Genomic DNA, 17126 nt, shown 5'->3' on the forward strand with positions numbered 1-17126 from the left:
CCGTCAGCCGGTGGATCAGAGCCCGTACGCCCGGCGTGCCGTCCCGCCAAAGACGGCGGCCTGGTCGGCTGGCGCCACCCACTGCCGCGCCGCCGCCAGCCACGCGCCGTAGCCGCCCGCCAGTTCCAGCACGGGCCAGTCGCTGCCCCACAGGCAGCGTTGCGGGCCGAAGGACGCCAGCAGCCAGCGCGCATGGCGTTCCAGCGTCTCCACGGGCGCGCCGGCGGTGGCCTCGGTCCACAGGCCGGAGAGCTTGCAGAAGGCCGGGGTCTCGTCCGCGAGCGCCTGCAGTCCGGCGGTCCAGGCGGCCCAGCCCGCGGCGTCGCCCGGGATGGCGGGCTTGGCGCCGTGGTCGATGACGATGCGCAAGTCCGGGTGGCGCTCGGCCAGGCGCAGGATGCGCGGCAGGTGCACGGGCAGCACCAGCGCGTCGAACACCAGGCCGCAGCGCGCCATGGCCGCCAGCGCGGGCCGCAGGGCACCGTCGAGGATCCAGTCCGGGTCGGCAATGTCCTGCAGCATGGGCCGCAGGCCCTTGAGCTTGGGCTGGCGTGCAAGCGCCTCGATGCGCGCGGGCGCGTCCGGCGCCAGCAGGTCGACCCAGCCGACCACGCCCAGCACCTCGGGCACGCGGGCCGCCTCGCGCAGCAGGAATTCCGTCTCGGCCCCGGTCGGCGCCGCCTGCACGAGCACGCCGCCCTGCACGCCGAAGGGTGCGCTCACGGCCTGCCAGTCGGCCAGGCCCATGTCGCGGTGGATCGGCCCCAGCGCCGGCGTGAGCCAGCCGTAATCGCCGCGGTCCAGCCGCCAGATGTGGAAGTGGGCGTCGATCATGCCGTTGGCTCCCCGGCCGGCCGAAGCGGCGGACCCGCCCGTCGGCTTGGCCGCGACACGCGCAGCGATGGGCGTGCGGCCTTCATGGCGTGGGCGCCTGCGCGGGCAGCAGGCCCTGGGCGCGCAGCGCCTGCCAGAACGCCGCCGGGATGGCGTGGGCCAGCATGGCGCGGCTGTCCTGCCACTGCGCCACGTCCTGCGCGCCGGCCACGACGATGTCCACGGCCGGGTGCGCAAGCGGAAACTGCAGCGCCGCCGCGCGCAAGGGCACACCGTGTGCAGCGCAGGTGCGCTCGACGGCGGCCGTGCGTTCGATCCACGCCTGCGGCGCGCGCGCATAGTTGAAGCGCGGCTCGCCGCCCCCCAGCACGCCCGTGGCCAGGATGCCGGAATTGAACACGCCGCCCAGCGCGATGCGCACGCCGCGCGCCACGCACAGCGGCAGCAGCGCGGCCAGCGCACCGTGGTCGATCAGGCTGTAGCGGCCGGCCAGCAGCAGGCAGTCGAGTTCGGCGCCGGCCAGCACGTCCAGGCAGACCTGCACGTCGTTCACGCCCAGGCCGACCGCGCCGACCAGGCCCTCGCGCTGCAGCGTGCGCAGCGTGGGCAGCGTCTCGCCAAGCACCTGGGCCCGCACCTGCGGATAGGCGGCGCCGTGGGTGGCGGCATCGCAGTCGTGCACGTAGGCCACGTCCAGCCGGGCCAGGCCCAGGCGCTGCAGGCTGTCCTCCACGCTGCGGCGCGTGCCGGCGGCCGAATAGTCCCAGCGCTGCGTGAACGGCAGCACGTCCACATAGCCGTTCTGCGCGCGCGCGGCCCGCGCATCCGGCGACAGCACGCGGCCGACCTTGCTGGACAGCACGAAGCCTTCGCGCGGCAGCGCGCGCAGCGCCTGGCCGAAGCGCTGCTCGGACAGCCCATTGCCATAGTGCGGCGCGGTGTCGAAGCTGCGGCAGCCATCGGCCAGCGCCGCGGCCAGCACGGCCTGGGCATGGTCCTCGGGCACGGCGCGGAACAGATTGCCCAGCGGCGCGCCGCCCAGGCCCAGGCGCTGGCCGTCGGCGCAGCCGGGAAAGCGCGTCGCAGGTGCGTGCGGCATCGGCAGGTCTCCTTCCACAGAAAAATGTTGCCGACCCTATGACTAACATGTCAGTTCGTCAACAGGGCATGTGCCGATGGGAGAAGGACGCCGCGCTGGGCACCATGCGCCGCCCATGCTCAAGAACCTCTCGCCCCTGCTCTCGCCCGACCTGCTGCACGCGCTGGCCTCGATGGGCCACGGCGACGAGATCGTGCTGGCCGACGCCTTCTTCCCTGCCGCCACGCACGCCCAGCGCCTGATCCGCCTGCCCGGCATTGCGGCCGACGCGGCGCTGGACGCCGTGCTCTCGCTGCTGCCGCTGGACGACTTCGTGCCGCAGCCGGCCTGCACCATGCAGGTGGTGGGCCGGGCCGACGAGGTGCCCCCGGCCGTCGCGCAGTTCACCGATGTGCTGGCCCGCCACGGCGCGCCCGCGCCCGGCGCCCTGGACCGCTACGCCTTCTACGAGCGCGCGGCCAAGGCCTTCGCCATCGTGGCCACGGGCGACACGCGCACCTACGCCAACATCCTGCTGAAGAAGGGCGTGTTGAAGTGAACAGGCACACCAGGCCCCCACGCTCGGCACTGCGTGTCCTTCGCTGCCCCCCGTGGGGGCGCTTCATGCCTTGGGGCGGCCCGGCGGCATGACCGCCGCTTCGCGTCGCCGCCTGGCCGTGGTCCCGCAAGAGCCGACCAGCCAGCGCGCGCGCGCCTACCAGGGCTTCACGCAGCAGATCCTGGCCGGCAGCATCAAGCCCGGCCAGTTCGTCTCGCAGCGCGAACTCATGACCTTGCTCGACATGCCGCTCGGTGCGGTGCGCGAGATGATCCCGCGGCTGGAGGCCGCCGGCCTGGTCAAGACCGTGCCGCAGCGCGGCCTGCAGATCGCGCACGTGGACCTGAAGCTCGTGCGCAATGCCTTCCAGCTGCGCGCCATGATCGAGCGCGAGGCCGTGCGGCACTTCGTGGCGGTGGTGAACGATGCGGAACTGGCCGCCATCGCCGCCGCGCACGAGGAGGTGCTGGCCCGCGCCCGTGCCGGCGAGGCCGATGCCGCGCTGCTGGACGACGCCCAGTCCGTCGACTGGGGCCTGCACGACCGCATGGTCGATGCGCTGGGCAACGAGATCGTGTCGGAGATCTACCGCGTCAACAGCCTGCGCATCCGCCTGATCCGGCTGGAGCAGGCCGTCATCACGCCGGCCGAACTCGTGCCGGCCATGCAGGAGCACCTGCAGTTCATCGCCGCGCTGCGGCAGCGCGATGCCGACACCGCCTGGCGGCTGCTGGAGGCGCACCTGAGCAGCGCCCGCGCCCGCGCGCTGGCCGGCCCCGGCGCGGCCGCGCTGACCCCCTTCGAGAGGAGACATTCCTGATGACACACGCGATCACCGGCCTGTGGCCGGCCCTGGCCACGGCCTTCACCGCCAGCGGCGCCGTCGACACCGCGCGCACGCTGGCGCAGGCGCGCCGCATGCTGGCGGCCGGCAGCGACGGCATCACGCCGTTCGGCACCACGGGCGAGGGCCCTGCCCTGACCGTGGCCGAACGCCAGGCCCTGCTGGAGGCCTTGCTGGCCGACGGCGTGCGGCCCGACCAGCTCATCGTGTGCACCACGGCCTGCGCGCTGGGCGACGCCATCACGCTGGGCCGCCACGCGCTGGCGCTGGGCTGCACGCGCCAGCTGTACATGCCGGCCTTCTACTTCAACCACCCGCGCGATGCCGGCGTGGTGGACGCCGTCACCCAGATGGTCCACGGCATCGGCAGCGACGCACTGCGCGTGCTGCTGTACCAGTTCCCCTCGCTCAGCAACGTGGGCTTCAGCCACGCCGCCATCGCCACGCTGGCCGACGCGCATCCGGGCGTGGTGGTCGGCATCAAGGACAGCACGGGCGACCGCGCCCACTCGCTGGCGCTGGTCAAGGCCTTCCCGCAGCTCGGCACGTTGGTGGGCGCCGAGCTGGACGTGGCGCCGGTGATGCTGCAAGGCGGCGCCGGCTCGGTCAACGGCCTGGCCAACCTGGCGCCGCACCTGATGCGCCGCGTGGTCTCGCGGCCCGGCGAGGTGGCGGCGGCCGACCAGGCCCTCATGCGGGGCCTGCTGGCCCTGCTCAGCGTGCGGCCCAACATGCCCTTCGTCAGCGCCTACAAGACCGCGCTGGCCGAGCAGCTGGGCGACGACGGCTGGCTGCATGTGCGCGCCCCGCTCTCGCCCCTGGAAAACACCGAGGCACAGGCCGTGCGCGCGGCCTACCGTGCGCTGGGCCAGGATGTCGCCACCCTGTAGCCCCCCACCAGACACCAACGGAGACAAGCCATGACCCATCCCGCCTTCAAGCGCCGTGAACTGCTGCAGGCCGCCGCCGGCGCCACTGCGATCGGCACCCTGCCCAACGTCTTCGCCCAGGGCAACTTCGACTGGAAGCGCTACGCCGGCCAGAGCATCGAGGTGCACCTGATCAAGAGCCCGCGCGGCGAGCTGCTGCAGCGCCACCAGAAGGAGTTCGAGGACCTGACCGGCATCAAGGTCGGCGCCGAGCAGATGCCCGAGCAGCAGTCGCGCCAGAAGACGGTGATCGAGTTCAACTCGGGCCGCACCAGCTTCGACGTGGTGCACCTCTCGTACCACGTGCAAAAGCGCCAGTTCGCCAAGGGCAAGTGGATGGAGGACCTGCGCCCCATGTTCGCCAGCGCCGCACCGCCGGACTTCGACCAGAAGGACTATTCGGCCGGCGGCATGTTCTACGCCACGCAGAGCGACGGCCGCATCGACAGCCTGCCGCTGAACCTGGACCCCTGGATCCTCTACTACAACAAGGAGCTGTTCGCGGCCAAGGGCGTGGCCTACCCCAAGACCTACGCCGAGATCCTGGAGGCTGCGAAGAAACTGCACGACCCGGCCAACGGCGTGGCGGGCTTCGTCGGCCGCGGCCTGAAGAACGCCAACGTGCCGCTGTGGACGGGCTTCTTCCTCGGCTGGGGCGGCCAGTTCTTCGATGCCAACGGCAAGCTCGCGACCGAGACGCCCGAGGCCATCGCCTCGGCCACGCTGTACCGCGACCTGCTCAAGACCACCGGCCCGGCCGGCATCGCGGGCTACAACTGGAACGAATCGCAGAGCCTCTTCCTGCAGGGCAAGGCCGCGATGTGGATCGACGGCTCGGGCTTCGCGCCGCCGCTGGAAGACGCCACCAAGTCCAAGGTGGTCGGCAAGGTCGGCTACGGCGTGATGCCGCCCGGCCCCAAGGCCCAGGTCTCGGCCACCTTCGGCGACGGCATCGGCGTCTCATCGTTCTCCAAGAAGAAGGAAGCGGCCTTCCTCTACATCGTCTGGGCCACCAACAAGGCCATGCAGGCGCGCATGCTGGCCACGGGCTCGGGCGCGCCGGTGCGGCTGTCGGCCTATGGCGACAAGGAGGCCATCGCCAACCTCAAGGTGCCGGCCGCCTGGCTCACGGCCGTGGCCGAGTCGCTGCGCATCGCCAAGCCGGGCCTGCCCATCATCGAGCCCGTGACCGAGTTCCGCGACGTCTACGGCATCGCGCTCAACAACATGCTGACGGGCGGCGACGTGGCGGCCGAACTCAAGAAGGCCACGGCCGAGTTCGCGCCCGTGCTGGCCAAGTCCGAGAGCTGATCGGCGGCCCATGCGCAAGCGCGGCGTCTCGCCCTTCCTGTGGTTCATCCTGCCGGCCGTGCTGGTGGTGGTGGCCGTGATCGTCTTCCCGTGGATGTTCACGCTGTGGATGAGCCTGTTCGACTGGAAGATCGGTTCGGCGTCCAGGTTCGTCGGCCTGGCCAACTATGCCGAGCTGGCCACGAACACGCGCTTCCTGGTGTCCATCCTGCACACGCTGGTGTTCACGGCGCTGGCCGTCATCGCGCCGCTGGTGCTGGGCACGGCGGCGGCGCTGGTGTTCAACCAGAAGTTCGCGGGCCGCGGCTTCTGGCGCGGCGCCTTCGTGCTGCCCATGATGGCCACGCCCGTGGCCATCGCGCTGGTGTGGGTCATGATGTTCCACCCGCAGCAGGGCGTGCTCAACTACCTGCTGTCGCTGGTCGGCATCCCGCCCAGCGAGTGGGTCTACTCGCCCATGCTGGCCATCCCCTGCCTGGTGCTGGTGGACATCTGGCAGTGGACGCCGCTGGTGATGCTGATCGTGCTGGGCGGCCTGGCCTCGCTGCCGACCGACCCGTTCGAGGCCGCGCACATGGAAGGCGCCACGCGCTGGCAGACGCTGCGCTACGTCACCCTGCCCTTGCTGATGCCCTTCATCATGGTGGCCGCCGTGGTGCGGCTCATCGACGCGCTCAAGACCTTCGACACCATCTACGTGATCACGCAGGGCGGGCCCGGCACCTCGTCGGAAACCATCAACCTGTACCTGTACCTGCAGGCGTTTTCGTTCTACCAGATCGGCAAGGCGTCCAGCGTGGTCGTGGTGTTCTTCGTGCTCGTGGTGAGCCTGAGCCTGCTGCTGTTCTGGCTGAAGGAACGGTCCCGCTATGACGCGTAAGCTCATCGACAAGGCGCTGCTGGCGCTGTGCGTGTTCCTGCTCGTCTCCCCGGCCATCGGCTTTTTCCTGTGGATGCTGTCGCTGGCGTTCAAGAACGAGGTCGACAACCTGGCCTATCCGCCGGTGTTCATCCCGAGCCCGCCCACGCTGGACAACTTCCGCAAGGTGTTCGACAGCGGGCCGTTCTTCCAGTACTTCCTGAACAGCATCACGGTCTCGGGCCTGGCCACGCTGGTGGCGCTGTTGATCGGCGTGCCGGCCGGCTACGGCATCGCGCGGCTCAAGGCCAAGAAGCTGCTGCTGACCATCCTGATCGCGCGCATGACGCCGGCCATCAGCTTCCTGATCCCGCTGTTCTCGCTGTTCCAGGCGCTGGGGCTCACGGGCACGCTGGCGCCCGTGGTCATCACGCACCTGGTGATCACCGTGCCCATCATGGTCTACATCGTGGCGGGCTACTTCGAGACGCTGCCGATGGAACTCGACGAGGCCGGCCTCATGGACGGCTGCTCGCCCTGGCAGCGCTTTCGGCACATCGCGCTGCCGCTGGCGCGGCCGGGCATCACGGTGGCGGCCATCCTGGCCTTCATCTTCTCGTGGAACAACTTCATCTTCGGCGCCGTGCTGGCCGGGCGCGAGACGCGCACGCTGCCCGTCGCCATCTACAACGTGCTGACCTTCGAGCAGATCGCCTGGGGGCCGCTGGCCGCCGCGGCACTTCTGGTCACGCTGCCGGTGCTGGTGCTCACGCTGGTGATTCAGAAAGAGATCGTCGGTGGCCTCACGGCCGGTGGCGTGAAAGGCGGATAAAAAGCATGGCATCGGTCACCCTGTCGGGCATCACCAAATCCTTCGCGGAGACGAAGGTCATCAAGGGCGTGGACATCGCCATCGGCGACGGCGAGTTCGCGGTCTTCGTCGGCCCCAGCGGCTGCGGCAAGTCCACGCTGTTGCGCATGATCGCGGGGCTGGACGCGCCCACGGCCGGCGAGATCCGCATCGCCGACACCGTGGTCAACGACCTGCCGCCCAAGCAGCGCGAGGTCTCCATGGTGTTCCAGACCTATGCGCTGTATCCGCACATGACGGTGCAGGACAACATGGGCTTCGGGCTCATGATCGCCGGCACCGCAGCCGACGCCATCCAGTCCAAGGTGGCCGGCGCCGCGCGCATGCTGGGGCTGGACGCCCTGCTCGACCGCTTGCCCAAGCAACTCTCCGGCGGCCAGCGCCAGCGCGTGGCCATGGGCCGCGCGATGGTGCGCGACCCCAAGGTGTTCCTGTTCGACGAGCCGCTGTCCAACCTGGACGCCAAGCTGCGCGTGCAGATGCGCACCGAGATCCGCGCGCTGCACCAGCGCCTGAAGACCACCTCGATCTACGTCACGCACGACCAGGTCGAGGCCATGACGATGGCCGACCGCATCGTGGTGCTGCGCGATGGACTGGTCGAGCAGATCGGCACCCCGGTGGAACTGTACGACCGGCCCGCCAATGCCTTCGTGGCGACCTTCATCGGCTCGCCGTCGATGAACCTGCTGCCGGCCACGGTGCAGGGCGGCAGCGCCGGCACGCCGGGCGGGGCCGTGCCCCTGCCCGCGCCCATGCAGAACCTGGAAGGCCGCAAGGTGCTGCTGGGCCTGCGGCCCGAGCATCTCAAGGTGCAGGCCGCCGGCACGCCCGGCATCGCCTGCGAGGTCAAGGTCGTGGAATTCAGCGGCGCCGACACGCTGCTGGCCTGCGAATCGCACGGCCAGCCTGTGCAGGCCCTCGTGCACGACCGGTTGCTGGTCAAGCCCGGCGACGCGATCAGCCTGGCGATCGCACCGGAGCTGGTGCATGTGTTCGATGCGGGCACGCAGCAGCGCATCGGCTGACCCGGACTGAATCCCCATGGGAGAGTTGTGGGGCGTCGGGGCCGCCATGCTGTCCAGCGCGCTGGGCGGGGCCGCCGTCGGCGCCACGCGCTATGTGGCCGGCGTGCTGGATCCGCTGGCGCTGGGCAGCTTCCGCTTCGGCGTCGGCGTGCTGCTGCTGGCTCCGCTGGCCTGGCGCGGCACGGCGCCCTGGCCGGCGCGGCGCGACTGGCCAGCCACGCTGGCCTTGGGCCTGCTGTTCTTCGCGCTGTTTCCGCTGCTCTTCAATGCGTCGCTGCGCCACACCAGTGCGGCGCGCGGCGCGCTGGCGCTGTCGGCCCTGCCGGTGCTGACCATGGCGGTGGCTGCGGCGCTGGGTGTGGAGCCGCTCACGCGGCGCAAGACGGCCGGCGTGCTGCTGGCCATGGGTGGCGTGGCGCTCGCCCTGTTGGCCGGGCTGGCGCAGGCGCCAGCCGGTGCCTGGCGCGGCGACCTGCTGATGCTGGGCGCGGCCCTGTGCATGGCCTTGTACAGCGTCTGGTCACGCCCGCTGATCCGGCGCTCCGGCGCGCTGACCTTCACCACGCTGGCGATGGCTGCAGGCGCACTGGTGCTGCTGCTGGGCGCCAGCGCCAATGGCAGCTTTGCCCCGGTGGCGCAGTTCGGCCGGCCGCAATGGCTGGCCATCGTCTACCTGGGCGTCTTCGGCGGTGCCATCGGCTTCTTCCTGTGGTCGTTCGCGCTGCAACACACCACACCGACGCTGGTGGCTCTGTCGGTCACGGTCAACCCCGTCACGGCCGGCCTGGTGGGCGCCTGGGTGTTGGACGAGCCGCTGACCTGGAACCTCGTGGCCGGCCTGCTGGCGGTGCTGGCCGGCATTGCGCTGGCCACCACAGGCGCCCGAGGGCGCGGCTGAGTCAGGCGCCCAAGGCCACGCTGAACGCGATCGTCGTGGTCCCGCCCTGGCTGTCGGCCGCCACGCTGCCCCCGTGCATGCGCGCCACTGCCTTGACGATGGCCAGCCCCAGCCCGTGCCCGTGGTGCCCGCCACTGTCGTGGCGCGCCGGGTCCACGCGGTAGAAGCGGTCGAACAGGCGCGGCAGGTGCTCGGGCGCGATCGGGGCGCCGGGGTTGCGCACGGCCACCCACAACGCGCCGTCGCGCGGCGTGATCGCCACCGCCAGCCGCGATCCCGGCGGCGCGTGCTGGATCGCGTTCTGCAGCAGGTTGGACAGTGCGCGCCGGAACAGCGCCGTGTCCAGCGGCGCCCGGGCTTCGCGGTCGCCCTCGGTGTCCACCGTGCCGCCACCCTCGTCGAGCACGAACTCGAAGAACTCGATGGTCTTGGCGACCTCGTCGGCCACGCAGGTGTCGACCAGGCCCGTCGCGGCCTCGCCCTGGTCGGCGCGGGCCAGGAACAGCATGTCGTTGACGATGGAGCGCAGCCGCTCCAGCTCCTCGAGGTTGGACTGCAGCGCCTCCTGGAACTCGGGCGCGCTGCGCTCGCGCGACAGCGCCACCTGGGTGCCGCCGATCAGGTTGGCCAGCGGCGTGCGCAGTTCGTGGGCCACGTCGGCGTTGAAGGCCTCGAGCTGCTGGTAGGCCTCTTCGAGCCGGCCCAGCGCACCGTTGAAGGCCTGCGCCAGGTCGGAGAGTTCGGCCGGCAGGTCTGCGGTCGGCAGCCGCTGCGACAGCAGCCTGGGCCGCAGGCCCTGCGCCTCGTTGGACAGCTGTACCAGCGGGCGCAAGCCCACGCGGGCGACCCAGTAGCCCAGCAGCGTGACCAGCACCGTCGCGCCCAGACCCACGACCACCAACGCGCTCAGGAACTTGCGCAGCGTGTGCGCGAACGGCGCGGTGGCGATGCCAGCGATCAGCCGCACGGCCGGCCGGTCGCCCAGCGGCGCGATGTGTTGCGACAGCGTGCGAAAGCCCTCGTGGTTCTCGGGCAGGACGATGCGACCGGCGCCGTCGCCCTCCTGGCTGAAGCGCTCGAAGGCGTCCAGGCCCTTGCCGTACTGGAAGCGCGGGTCGTCGCTGAGCACCCAGAAGCGCACGCGGCCGTCCGCCGGGGTCATCGCGTCCATGCGGGTCTGCACACGCGCCCAGCGCTCGGCGTCGGCCACGTGCGCGATGGAGTAGGCCGTGTTCTGCAGGTTGGCGCGCAGTTCGTCGTCCTGGTGCGCGGTGAGTTCGCGGTCCAGCACCTGGTAGAGCACGGCGCCGACCAGCGAGTACGCGGCGAGCGCCGCCAGCGCGAACATGCCGGCCAGCCGCCGCGTGATGGCCCGCTTCATGCAGGCCCTTCCTCGCGCACCTCCATCACATAACCCATGCCGCGGATGGTGTGCAGCAGCCGCGGCGCGAAGCCCGTGTCGATCTTGGACCGCAGCCGCTTGATCGCGACCTCGACGATGTTGGTGTTGCTGTCGAAGTGCATGTCCCACACCAGCTCGGCGATCGCGGTCTTGGACAGGATCTCGCCCTGGCGCCGCGCCAGCACCGCGAGCAGCGCGAACTCCTTGGCCGTGAGGTCGATGCGCGCGCCGCCGCGCCAGGCCTTGCGCGCGAGCAGGTCGACCTGCAGGTTGGCGATCTTCAGCTGCATCGGCTCCTGCGTGCGGCCGCGCCGCTGCAGCGCCTGCAGCCGCGCCAGCAGCTCGAGGAACGAGAAGGGCTTGACCAGGTAGTCGTCGGCGCCGTCGTGCAGGCCCTTGACGCGGTCTTCCACGCGGTCGCGCGCGGTCAGCATGATCACCGGCGTCTGCTTGACCTGGCGCAGCGCGCGCAGCAGTGTGAAACCGTCCACGCCCGGCAGCATGGCGTCGAGCACGATCACGTCGTAGTCGTGCACCAGCGCCAGGTGTTGGCCGTCGATGCCGTCGCGCGCCACGTCGACCGCGCAGCCCTGCTCGGTCAGGCCCTTGTACAGGTAGTCTGCCGTCTTGGGTTCGTCGTCGACGATCAGGATCTTCATGGGCTGCCCTTGCGACGTCAGCGAGTTCACGGCGCGCCCTCAGTGTGCGTCGGCTGCCGGCAGCATGGAGGGTGCCTTGCGGGCCCGACGCGCGGCCTTGCGCGCCTCGAACCAATAGTGTGCCCTGTCGAGGTACAGGTAGACCACCGGCGTGGTGAACAGCGTCAGCATCTGCGACAGCACCAGCCCGCCGACCATCGCATAGCCCAGCGGCCGGCGCAGTTCCGAGCCCGAGCCGTGGCCCAGCATCAGCGGCAGGCCCGACAGCAGCGCGCACATGGTCGTCATCATGATCGGGCGGAAGCGCAGCAGGCAGGCCTGGTAGATCGCCTCCTGGGGCGCCATGCCGTGCTGGCGCTCGGCCGTCAGCGCGAAGTCGATCATCATGATGCCGTTCTTCTTGACGATGCCGATGAGCAGGATGATGCCGATCAGCGCGATCACGGTCAGCTCGTAGCCGCCGGCCATCAGGATCAGCAGCGCGCCCACGCCGGCCGAGGGCAGGGTCGAGAGGATGGTCAGCGGGTGGATGTAGCTCTCGTACAAGAGGCCCAGCACGATGTAGACCGCCACCAGCGCAGCCGCGATCAGGTAGGGCTGGCTGGCCAGCGAATCCTGGAAGGCCTGGGCCGTGCCCTGGAACGAGCCGGTCAGCGCCTGCGGCAGGCCCATGTCGGCCTGCGCCTTGTGGATCGCATCGACCGCGTCGCCCAGCGCCGCGCCGCGCGCCAGGTTGAACGACAGCGTCACCGCCGGGAACTGGCCCTGGTGCGCGATCGACAGGTAGGCCGTCTTGTCGGTGTCGAGGCTGACGAAGGTCGACAGCGGCACCTGCTGGCCGGTGACGGGCGAGGTGAGGTAGAGCTTGCTGAACAGGGCCGGGTCCTGCTGCAGCGCGGGCGTGACCTCCAGCACCACGTGGTAGCTGTTGATCTGCGTGTAGTACTGCGCCACCTGGCGCTGGCCGATGGCGTCGTAGATCGTCGCGTCGATCAGCGCGGGCGAGATGCCCATGCTTGAGGCGCGGTCGCGGTCGATGCGCAAGGTGGCGGTGGCCGCCCCGTTCTGCAGGTCGCTGGCCACGTCGCGCAGCTGCGGGATCTGCTGGAAGCGCGCGAGCAGCTTGGGCGCCCAGGCGGTCAGCTCGTCGAGGTTGGCGTCGGTGATGGTGTACTGGTACTGCGTGCGCGAGGCGCGCCCGCCGACGCGGATGTCCTGCCCGGCCTGCAGGAACAGGTTGGCGCCCTCCACCTTGGCCAGCTGGGGCCGCAGCCGCGCGATGATCTCGTCGGCCGTGGCGGTGCGGCCTTCGTCCAGCGGCTTCAGGCTGATGAAGAAGTTGCCGGTGTTGTAGGTGGAGGCACTGCCGTTCATGCCGAAGCCGGTCACGTCCGGGTCCTGCCGCACGATGTCGGCCAGCTGCAGCATGCGGCGGTTCATGGCCGCGAACGACGAGTCCTGCGCCGACTCGGCAAAGCCCGAGATGAAGCCCGTGTCCTGCTGCGGAAAGAAGCCCTTGGGGATCATCACGAACAGCACGCCCGTCAGCACCAGCGTCGCGAAGAACACCATGAGCGTGATGAACTGGTGGTCCAGCACCACGTGCAGGCCGCGCTTGTAGCCGGCCAGCATCTTGTCGAAGCCGCGTTCGAACAGCTGGTACAGCCTGCCATGCCGCGTGGCGTGCTCGTTCTTCAGGAAGCGCGCGCACAGCATGGGCGTGAGCGTGAGCGAGATCACGACCGAGACGAAGATGGTCAGCGTGACCGTCACCGCGAACTCGCGGAACAGCCGGCCGACGATGCCGCCCATCAGCAGCAGCGGGATGAACACCGCCACCAGCGAGACGGAGATCGAGACGATGGTGAAGCCGATCTCGCCCGCGCCCTTGAGCGCGGCCTCCATCGGCGCCATGCCCTCCTCGATGTAGCGGTAGATGTTCTCCAGCATCACGATGGCGTCGTCCACGACGAAGCCGACCGCGATGGTCAGCGCCATCAGCGACAGGTTGTCCAGGCTGAAGCCCGCCAGGTACATCGCGCCCGCCGTGCCGCACAGCGCCAGCGGCACCGTCACGCTGGGGATCAGCGTGGCCGGGATGTTGCGCAGGAACACGAAGATCACCATCACCACCAGCGCGATGGTCAGCACCAGCGTGAACTCCACGTCGTGCACCGACGCGCGGATGGTCTGCGTGCGGTCGACCAGGGTGTTGACCTCCACCGTCGGCGGGATCGAAGCCTTGAGCCGCGGCAGCGCGGCCTTCACGCGGTCCACCGTGTCGATCACGTTGGCGCCGGGCTGCTTGCTGATCGCCAGGATGATGCCGCGGCCGTTCTGCAGCGTGCTGTCCTTCGGCGCGCCGGCGCCGGCGTAGGCCCAGCCGGCGATCTTGCTGTTTTCGGCCGCGTCCACGGCCACGCCGATGTCGCGCACGCGGATGGCCGCGCCGTTCTTGTAGGCCAGGATCACGTCGTTCCAGGGCGCGGCCTTGAGCAGCTGGTCGTTGGTGTAGACGGTGAAGCTCTGGTCGTGCCCGTCCAGCGTGCCCTTGGGCTGGTTCACGGTGGCGCTGGCGACCACGGTGCGCAGGTCTTCCAGGCTCATGCCCAGCGCGGCCATCTTGGCCGGGTCGACCTGGATGCGCACGGCCGGCTTTTGCTGCCCGCCCAGGTTGACCAGGCCCACGCCCGCGATCTGCGAGATCTGCTGCGCCAGGATGTTGTCGGCGTAGTCGTTGACCTCGATCAGCGGCAGCGTCCTGGACTGCACCGACATGATCAGGATGGGCGCATCGGCCGGATTGACCTTGCGGTAGCTCGGCGGGCTCGGCAGGTTGGCCGGCAGCTGGCCGGTGGCGGCGTTGATGGCCGACTGCACGTCGAGCGCGGCCGCGTCGATGCCGCGGTCCAGGTCGAACTGCAGCGTGATCTGCGTCGAGCCCAGACCGCTGACCGAGGTCATCTGCGACAGCCCCGCGATCAGCGAGAACTGGCGCTCCAGCGGCTGCGCCACGTTCGAGGCCATGGTCTCGGGGCTGCCGCCCGGCAGGTTGGCCGAGACCTGGATGGTCGGGAAGTCCACCTGCGGCAGCGGCGCCACCGGCAGCAGCGGGAACACTGCGATGCCGACCAGCAGGATGGCCAGCGCCAGCAGCGTGGTGCCGATGGGGCGCTTGATGAAGCCGGACGACACGCTCATTGGCGCGCTCCTGCCGCTGCCGCCGTGATCACCGCGCCGGGCTTGAGCTTGTACTGGCCATCGACGACGACCTGCTGCCCGGCAGACAGCCCCTGGTCGATCACCGCCACGCCGTCCTGGACATTGGCGACCGTCACCGGCTGCGCCTGCACCGTCTTGCCGTCGGGCTCGACGCGGTAGACGAAGGTGCCGTCCTGGCCGCGCTGCACGGCCTGGGCCGGGATGGTCAGCGCGTCGGGCCGCTGGCCGAGCTGCAGGCGCACGTTCACGTACTGCCCCGGCCACAGCGCGTGCGTGGGGTTGGGGAACCGGGCCTTGAGCTGCACCGTGCCGTTGGCGGTGTCGATCTGGTTGTTCAGCAGCGTGAGGCTGCCGGTGCCCAGCACTCCGGTGCCGGTGCGCGGCGTGGCCTGCACGGCCAGCGGCTGGTGGCTGGCGATGCTGGCGTTCAGCGCGCGGTTCACGTCCTGGAAGGCTTCCTCCGGCAGCGTGAAGACCACCGTGATCGGGTCGACCTGGTTGATCACCACCAGGCCGGTGGTGTCGCTGGCGTGCACGATGTTGCCCACGTCGACCAGGCGCGCGCCGACGCGCCCGCCGATCGGCGCCACGATCGTCGTGTAGCTGAGCTGCACCTGCGCGTAGGCGATCTGCGCGTCGTCGGTCTGCACGGCGGCCTCCAGCTGCGCGACCAGGGCCTTCTGCGTGTCCAGCTGCTGCTGCGTGGCCGCGTCGTCGCGGATCAGCTGGGTGGTGCGCGCGAGGTCGACGCGCGCATTGGCCAGGGTCGCCTGGTCCTTGGCCCGGGTGGCCCGGGCCTGGGCCAGCTGGGCCTGCAGCGCGCGTGCATCGAGGTGCGCGAGGATCTGGCCGGCCTTCACGTCCTGCCCTTCGGTGAAGCCGATCCTGTCGAGCTGGCCGTCGACGCGCGCCTTCACGGTCACGCTCTGCGTGGCCGCGACGGTGCCGATGCCGCTGCGGTAGACGGGCATGGGCTGCTGCTGCACGGTGGCCACCGTCGCCACGACGGGTGGCGCGGCCTTGGCCGCCGGCTGGTCGGCCGCGAGCGCGCGGCGGTCGATGCCGTGCCAGCCGGCCAGCGCCAGCAAGGCCAGCGTGCCGGCGGCGGCCCATGCGGTGCGCGGGCGGGGGATGGAACGGGGCGGGTTCATGGCGAGGTCTTGGGCATGGGTGCCGTCTGCGCGGCGGCGGGGGGAAGGGCTTCGGCGGCGGTCCAGCCGCCACCGGTGGCGGCCACCAGGCCGACGCTGGCGGCCAGCTGCCGGCCGCGCAGCTGCACGGCCGCGCGCTGGTTGGCCAGCGACAGCGTCTGGGCGGTCACCACCGCGAGGTAGTTGGCGGTGCCGCCGCGGTACTGCGCCAGCGCCATGCGCTCGGCCGCCTGGCCGGCGCGCACGGCCTGGTCCTGGTAGGCGGCTTCGCGGTCCAGCACGGCCAGCGTCGCCAGGTTGTCCTCGACCTGCTGGAAGCCGGCCAGCACGGTCTGCTTGTAGGTGGCGGCCGCGGCGTCGTAGGCCGCCACGGCCTGGGCATCGCGGGCGTCGCGCAGGCCGCCGTCGAACAGGGTCTGCGCCAGCGCTGCGCCGAGCGACCAGACACGGCTGGGCGTGTTGAACAGGCTGGCCAGGCCGGCCGCACTGAAACCGCCGCCGGCGCTGAGCACCAGGCTCGGGTAATGCGCGGCGCGCGCCACCCCGATGGCGGCATTGGCGGCGGCCACGCGGCGCTCGGCGGCGGCAATGTCGGGCCGGCGTTCGAGCAGTTGCGAGGGCAGGCCGGCCGGCGTGGCCGGCAGCGCGGCGCTGAACGCCGGCACCGGCGCCAGGCTGAACTGCGCCGGTGCGCGGCCGGTCAGCACCGCGATGGCGTGCTCCAGCAAGGCGCGCGTGGCGTCCAGGTCGGTGGCTGCGGCCTGGGCGCTGGCAAGCTGGCTTTCGGCCAGGGCCACGTCGGAAGCCAGTGCGACGCCAGCGGCGCGCTGCGCGCGCGTGAGCGTCAACGCGCGGGCATAGGCATCGGTGGTGGCGGCGTAGAGCGCACGCAGCCGGTCGGTGGTGCGCAGGCCCAGGTAGTCCTGCACCAGCGCGGCCTGGATGCTGAGGTGCGCGCCGGCCAGGTCGTCGGCACTGGCCTGGACATTGGCGTCGCCCGATGCGATGCCGCTGCGCACGCCGCCCCACAGGTCGGGCACCCAGCTGGCGGACAGGCCCAGCGTGTCGGTGTTGCCGGTGCGGACCGTGCCGCCGGTGTTGCTGCGCGCACGCGCCGCGCCGGCGTTGGCGCCGACCGTGGGATACAGCGCGGCGCGCGCCGCATCGGCGAGCGCCTGCGCCTGGCGGTACTGGGCTTCGGCCACGCGCAGGTTCTGGTTCGCGGCCTCGGCGTCCTGCACGAGGCCATCGAGCGTGGGGTCGCCGTAGGCGGTCCACCAGGGCTGCCGGCTGCCGGCCGGTTGCGGCTCCGCGGCCTTCCAGTCGCCGGCCTCCTTGAAAGCGGCCGGCAGGTCGAGCGTGGGCCGGGTGTAGTCGGGGCCGGCGGCGCAGGCCGCCAGCAGGGCGCAGGCGGCCAGCACAGCGGCGGTGGAGCGGGGCGGGCAGAACATGGTTTCACTCTAGGGCCCGCCCCGGGCCGC

At 71.0% G+C, this 17126-nt stretch carries 15 protein-coding genes; 8 read left to right on the forward strand and 7 right to left on the reverse strand.

The genetic code is table 11. The annotated features are described in order from the left end of the window. Positions 1-15 precede the first annotated feature (15 nt). Together ASF44_RS02270 and ASF44_RS02275 are read right to left on the reverse strand one after the other, a co-directional pair. Positions 16-834 carry an amidohydrolase gene (locus tag ASF44_RS02270; RefSeq protein WP_056897527.1) on the reverse strand — a complete coding sequence of 273 codons (819 nt, stop codon included), beginning with the start codon at positions 832-834 and terminating at the stop codon, positions 16-18. Between the two features lie 82 nt (positions 835-916). Next, positions 917-1933: an aldo/keto reductase gene (locus ASF44_RS02275; protein ID WP_056897528.1), complete on the reverse strand. Its 1017-nt coding sequence runs from the start codon at positions 1931-1933 to the stop codon at positions 917-919. A gap of 115 nt (positions 1934-2048) precedes the next feature. On the opposite strand from ASF44_RS02275, the gene ASF44_RS02280 reads away from it, so the two are divergent. The 8 genes from ASF44_RS02280 to ASF44_RS02315 all read left to right on the forward strand — a co-directional run bounded on the left by ASF44_RS02280 (position 2049) and on the right by ASF44_RS02315 (position 9211). Beyond that, the gene (locus tag ASF44_RS02280; protein ID WP_056897529.1) at positions 2049-2471 is read left to right on the forward strand and encodes an RbsD/FucU family protein; all 423 of its coding nucleotides are present in this window, start codon (positions 2049-2051) and stop codon (positions 2469-2471) included. 88 nt (positions 2472-2559) lie between these two features. Continuing rightward, positions 2560-3291: a GntR family transcriptional regulator gene (locus ASF44_RS02285; RefSeq protein ID WP_056897530.1), complete on the forward strand. Its 732-nt coding sequence runs from the start codon at positions 2560-2562 to the stop codon at positions 3289-3291. Continuing rightward, positions 3291-4205: a dihydrodipicolinate synthase family protein gene (locus ASF44_RS02290; protein ID WP_056897531.1), complete on the forward strand. Its 915-nt coding sequence runs from the start codon at positions 3291-3293 to the stop codon at positions 4203-4205. Before ASF44_RS02285 ends, ASF44_RS02290 begins: the two co-directional genes overlap by 1 nt. A gap of 30 nt (positions 4206-4235) precedes the next feature. Continuing rightward, the gene (locus ASF44_RS02295; RefSeq protein WP_056897532.1) at positions 4236-5555 is read left to right on the forward strand and encodes a sugar ABC transporter substrate-binding protein; all 1320 of its coding nucleotides are present in this window, start codon (positions 4236-4238) and stop codon (positions 5553-5555) included. Between the two features lie 10 nt (positions 5556-5565). Next, a complete protein-coding gene (locus ASF44_RS02300) occupies positions 5566-6435 on the forward strand; it encodes a carbohydrate ABC transporter permease (protein WP_056897533.1) in 870 nt (289 codons plus the stop codon). Continuing rightward, a complete protein-coding gene (locus ASF44_RS02305) occupies positions 6425-7246 on the forward strand; it encodes a carbohydrate ABC transporter permease (protein ID WP_056897534.1) in 822 nt (273 codons plus the stop codon). Before ASF44_RS02300 ends, ASF44_RS02305 begins: the two co-directional genes overlap by 11 nt. Before the next feature lie 5 nt (positions 7247-7251). Further along, positions 7252-8313, forward strand: coding sequence for an ABC transporter ATP-binding protein (locus ASF44_RS02310; RefSeq protein WP_056897535.1), 1062 nt, complete (start codon positions 7252-7254; stop codon positions 8311-8313). 16 nt (positions 8314-8329) lie between these two features. Then, positions 8330-9211: a DMT family transporter gene (locus ASF44_RS02315; RefSeq protein WP_056897536.1), complete on the forward strand. Its 882-nt coding sequence runs from the start codon at positions 8330-8332 to the stop codon at positions 9209-9211. Position 9212: 1 nt separating this feature from the next. Here ASF44_RS02315 and ASF44_RS02320 read toward each other — a convergent pair whose 3' ends face one another. Genes ASF44_RS02320 through ASF44_RS02340 form a run of 5 tightly spaced genes read right to left on the reverse strand, consistent with a single transcriptional unit; the run spans position 9213 to position 17096 of the window. After that, positions 9213-10592, reverse strand: a complete 1380-nt coding sequence (locus ASF44_RS02320) for a heavy metal sensor histidine kinase (protein ID WP_056897537.1) — start codon at positions 10590-10592, stop codon at positions 9213-9215. Next, positions 10589-11272 (reverse strand): heavy metal response regulator transcription factor, encoded by a 684-nt coding sequence (locus ASF44_RS02325; protein ID WP_056898168.1) that lies wholly within the window; start codon positions 11270-11272, stop codon positions 10589-10591. Before ASF44_RS02325 ends, ASF44_RS02320 begins: the two co-directional genes overlap by 4 nt. Positions 11273-11311: 39 nt before the next feature. Then, on the reverse strand, positions 11312-14473 hold the full coding sequence (locus ASF44_RS02330) for an efflux RND transporter permease subunit (protein ID WP_056897538.1): 3162 nt from the start codon (positions 14471-14473) through the stop codon (positions 11312-11314). Beyond that, a complete protein-coding gene (locus ASF44_RS02335; RefSeq protein WP_056897539.1) occupies positions 14470-15645 on the reverse strand; it encodes an efflux RND transporter periplasmic adaptor subunit in 1176 nt (391 codons plus the stop codon). The genes ASF44_RS02330 and ASF44_RS02335 overlap by 4 nt, the downstream gene beginning before the upstream one ends. Further along, positions 15642-17096 (reverse strand): efflux transporter outer membrane subunit, encoded by a 1455-nt coding sequence (locus ASF44_RS02340; RefSeq protein WP_056897540.1) that lies wholly within the window; start codon positions 17094-17096, stop codon positions 15642-15644. Before ASF44_RS02340 ends, ASF44_RS02335 begins: the two co-directional genes overlap by 4 nt. Between the last annotated feature and the right edge of the window lie 30 nt (positions 17097-17126).

The sequence above is a fragment of the Pseudorhodoferax sp. Leaf274 genome (genome assembly GCF_001422445.1).
Classification (GTDB): Bacteria; Pseudomonadota; Gammaproteobacteria; order Burkholderiales; family Burkholderiaceae_C; genus Pseudorhodoferax.

Excerpts from the sequence above, each read along its gene's own strand:
- ASF44_RS02285 (WP_056897530.1), top strand. The coding sequence starts at position 2,560 with ATGACCGCCGCTTCGCGTCGCCGCCTGGCCGTGGTCCCGCAAGAGCCG.
- ASF44_RS02270 (WP_056897527.1), bottom strand. The coding sequence starts at position 834 with ATGATCGACGCCCACTTCCACATCTGGCGGCTGGACCGCGGCGATTAC.
- ASF44_RS02290 (WP_056897531.1), top strand. The coding sequence starts at position 3,291 with ATGACACACGCGATCACCGGCCTGTGGCCGGCCCTGGCCACGGCCTTC.
- ASF44_RS02325 (WP_056898168.1), bottom strand. The coding sequence starts at position 11,272 with ATGAAGATCCTGATCGTCGACGACGAACCCAAGACGGCAGACTACCTG.
- ASF44_RS02320 (WP_056897537.1), bottom strand. The coding sequence starts at position 10,592 with ATGAAGCGGGCCATCACGCGGCGGCTGGCCGGCATGTTCGCGCTGGCG.
- ASF44_RS02310 (WP_056897535.1), top strand. The coding sequence starts at position 7,252 with ATGGCATCGGTCACCCTGTCGGGCATCACCAAATCCTTCGCGGAGACG.
- ASF44_RS02275 (WP_056897528.1), bottom strand. The coding sequence starts at position 1,933 with ATGCCGCACGCACCTGCGACGCGCTTTCCCGGCTGCGCCGACGGCCAG.
- ASF44_RS02300 (WP_056897533.1), top strand. The coding sequence starts at position 5,566 with ATGCGCAAGCGCGGCGTCTCGCCCTTCCTGTGGTTCATCCTGCCGGCC.
- ASF44_RS02330 (WP_056897538.1), bottom strand. The coding sequence starts at position 14,473 with ATGAGCGTGTCGTCCGGCTTCATCAAGCGCCCCATCGGCACCACGCTG.
- ASF44_RS02340 (WP_056897540.1), bottom strand. The coding sequence starts at position 17,096 with ATGTTCTGCCCGCCCCGCTCCACCGCCGCTGTGCTGGCCGCCTGCGCC.
- ASF44_RS02335 (WP_056897539.1), bottom strand. The coding sequence starts at position 15,645 with ATGAACCCGCCCCGTTCCATCCCCCGCCCGCGCACCGCATGGGCCGCC.
- ASF44_RS02295 (WP_056897532.1), top strand. The coding sequence starts at position 4,236 with ATGACCCATCCCGCCTTCAAGCGCCGTGAACTGCTGCAGGCCGCCGCC.
- ASF44_RS02305 (WP_056897534.1), top strand. The coding sequence starts at position 6,425 with ATGACGCGTAAGCTCATCGACAAGGCGCTGCTGGCGCTGTGCGTGTTC.
- ASF44_RS02280 (WP_056897529.1), top strand. The coding sequence starts at position 2,049 with ATGCTCAAGAACCTCTCGCCCCTGCTCTCGCCCGACCTGCTGCACGCG.
- ASF44_RS02315 (WP_056897536.1), top strand. The coding sequence starts at position 8,330 with ATGGGAGAGTTGTGGGGCGTCGGGGCCGCCATGCTGTCCAGCGCGCTG.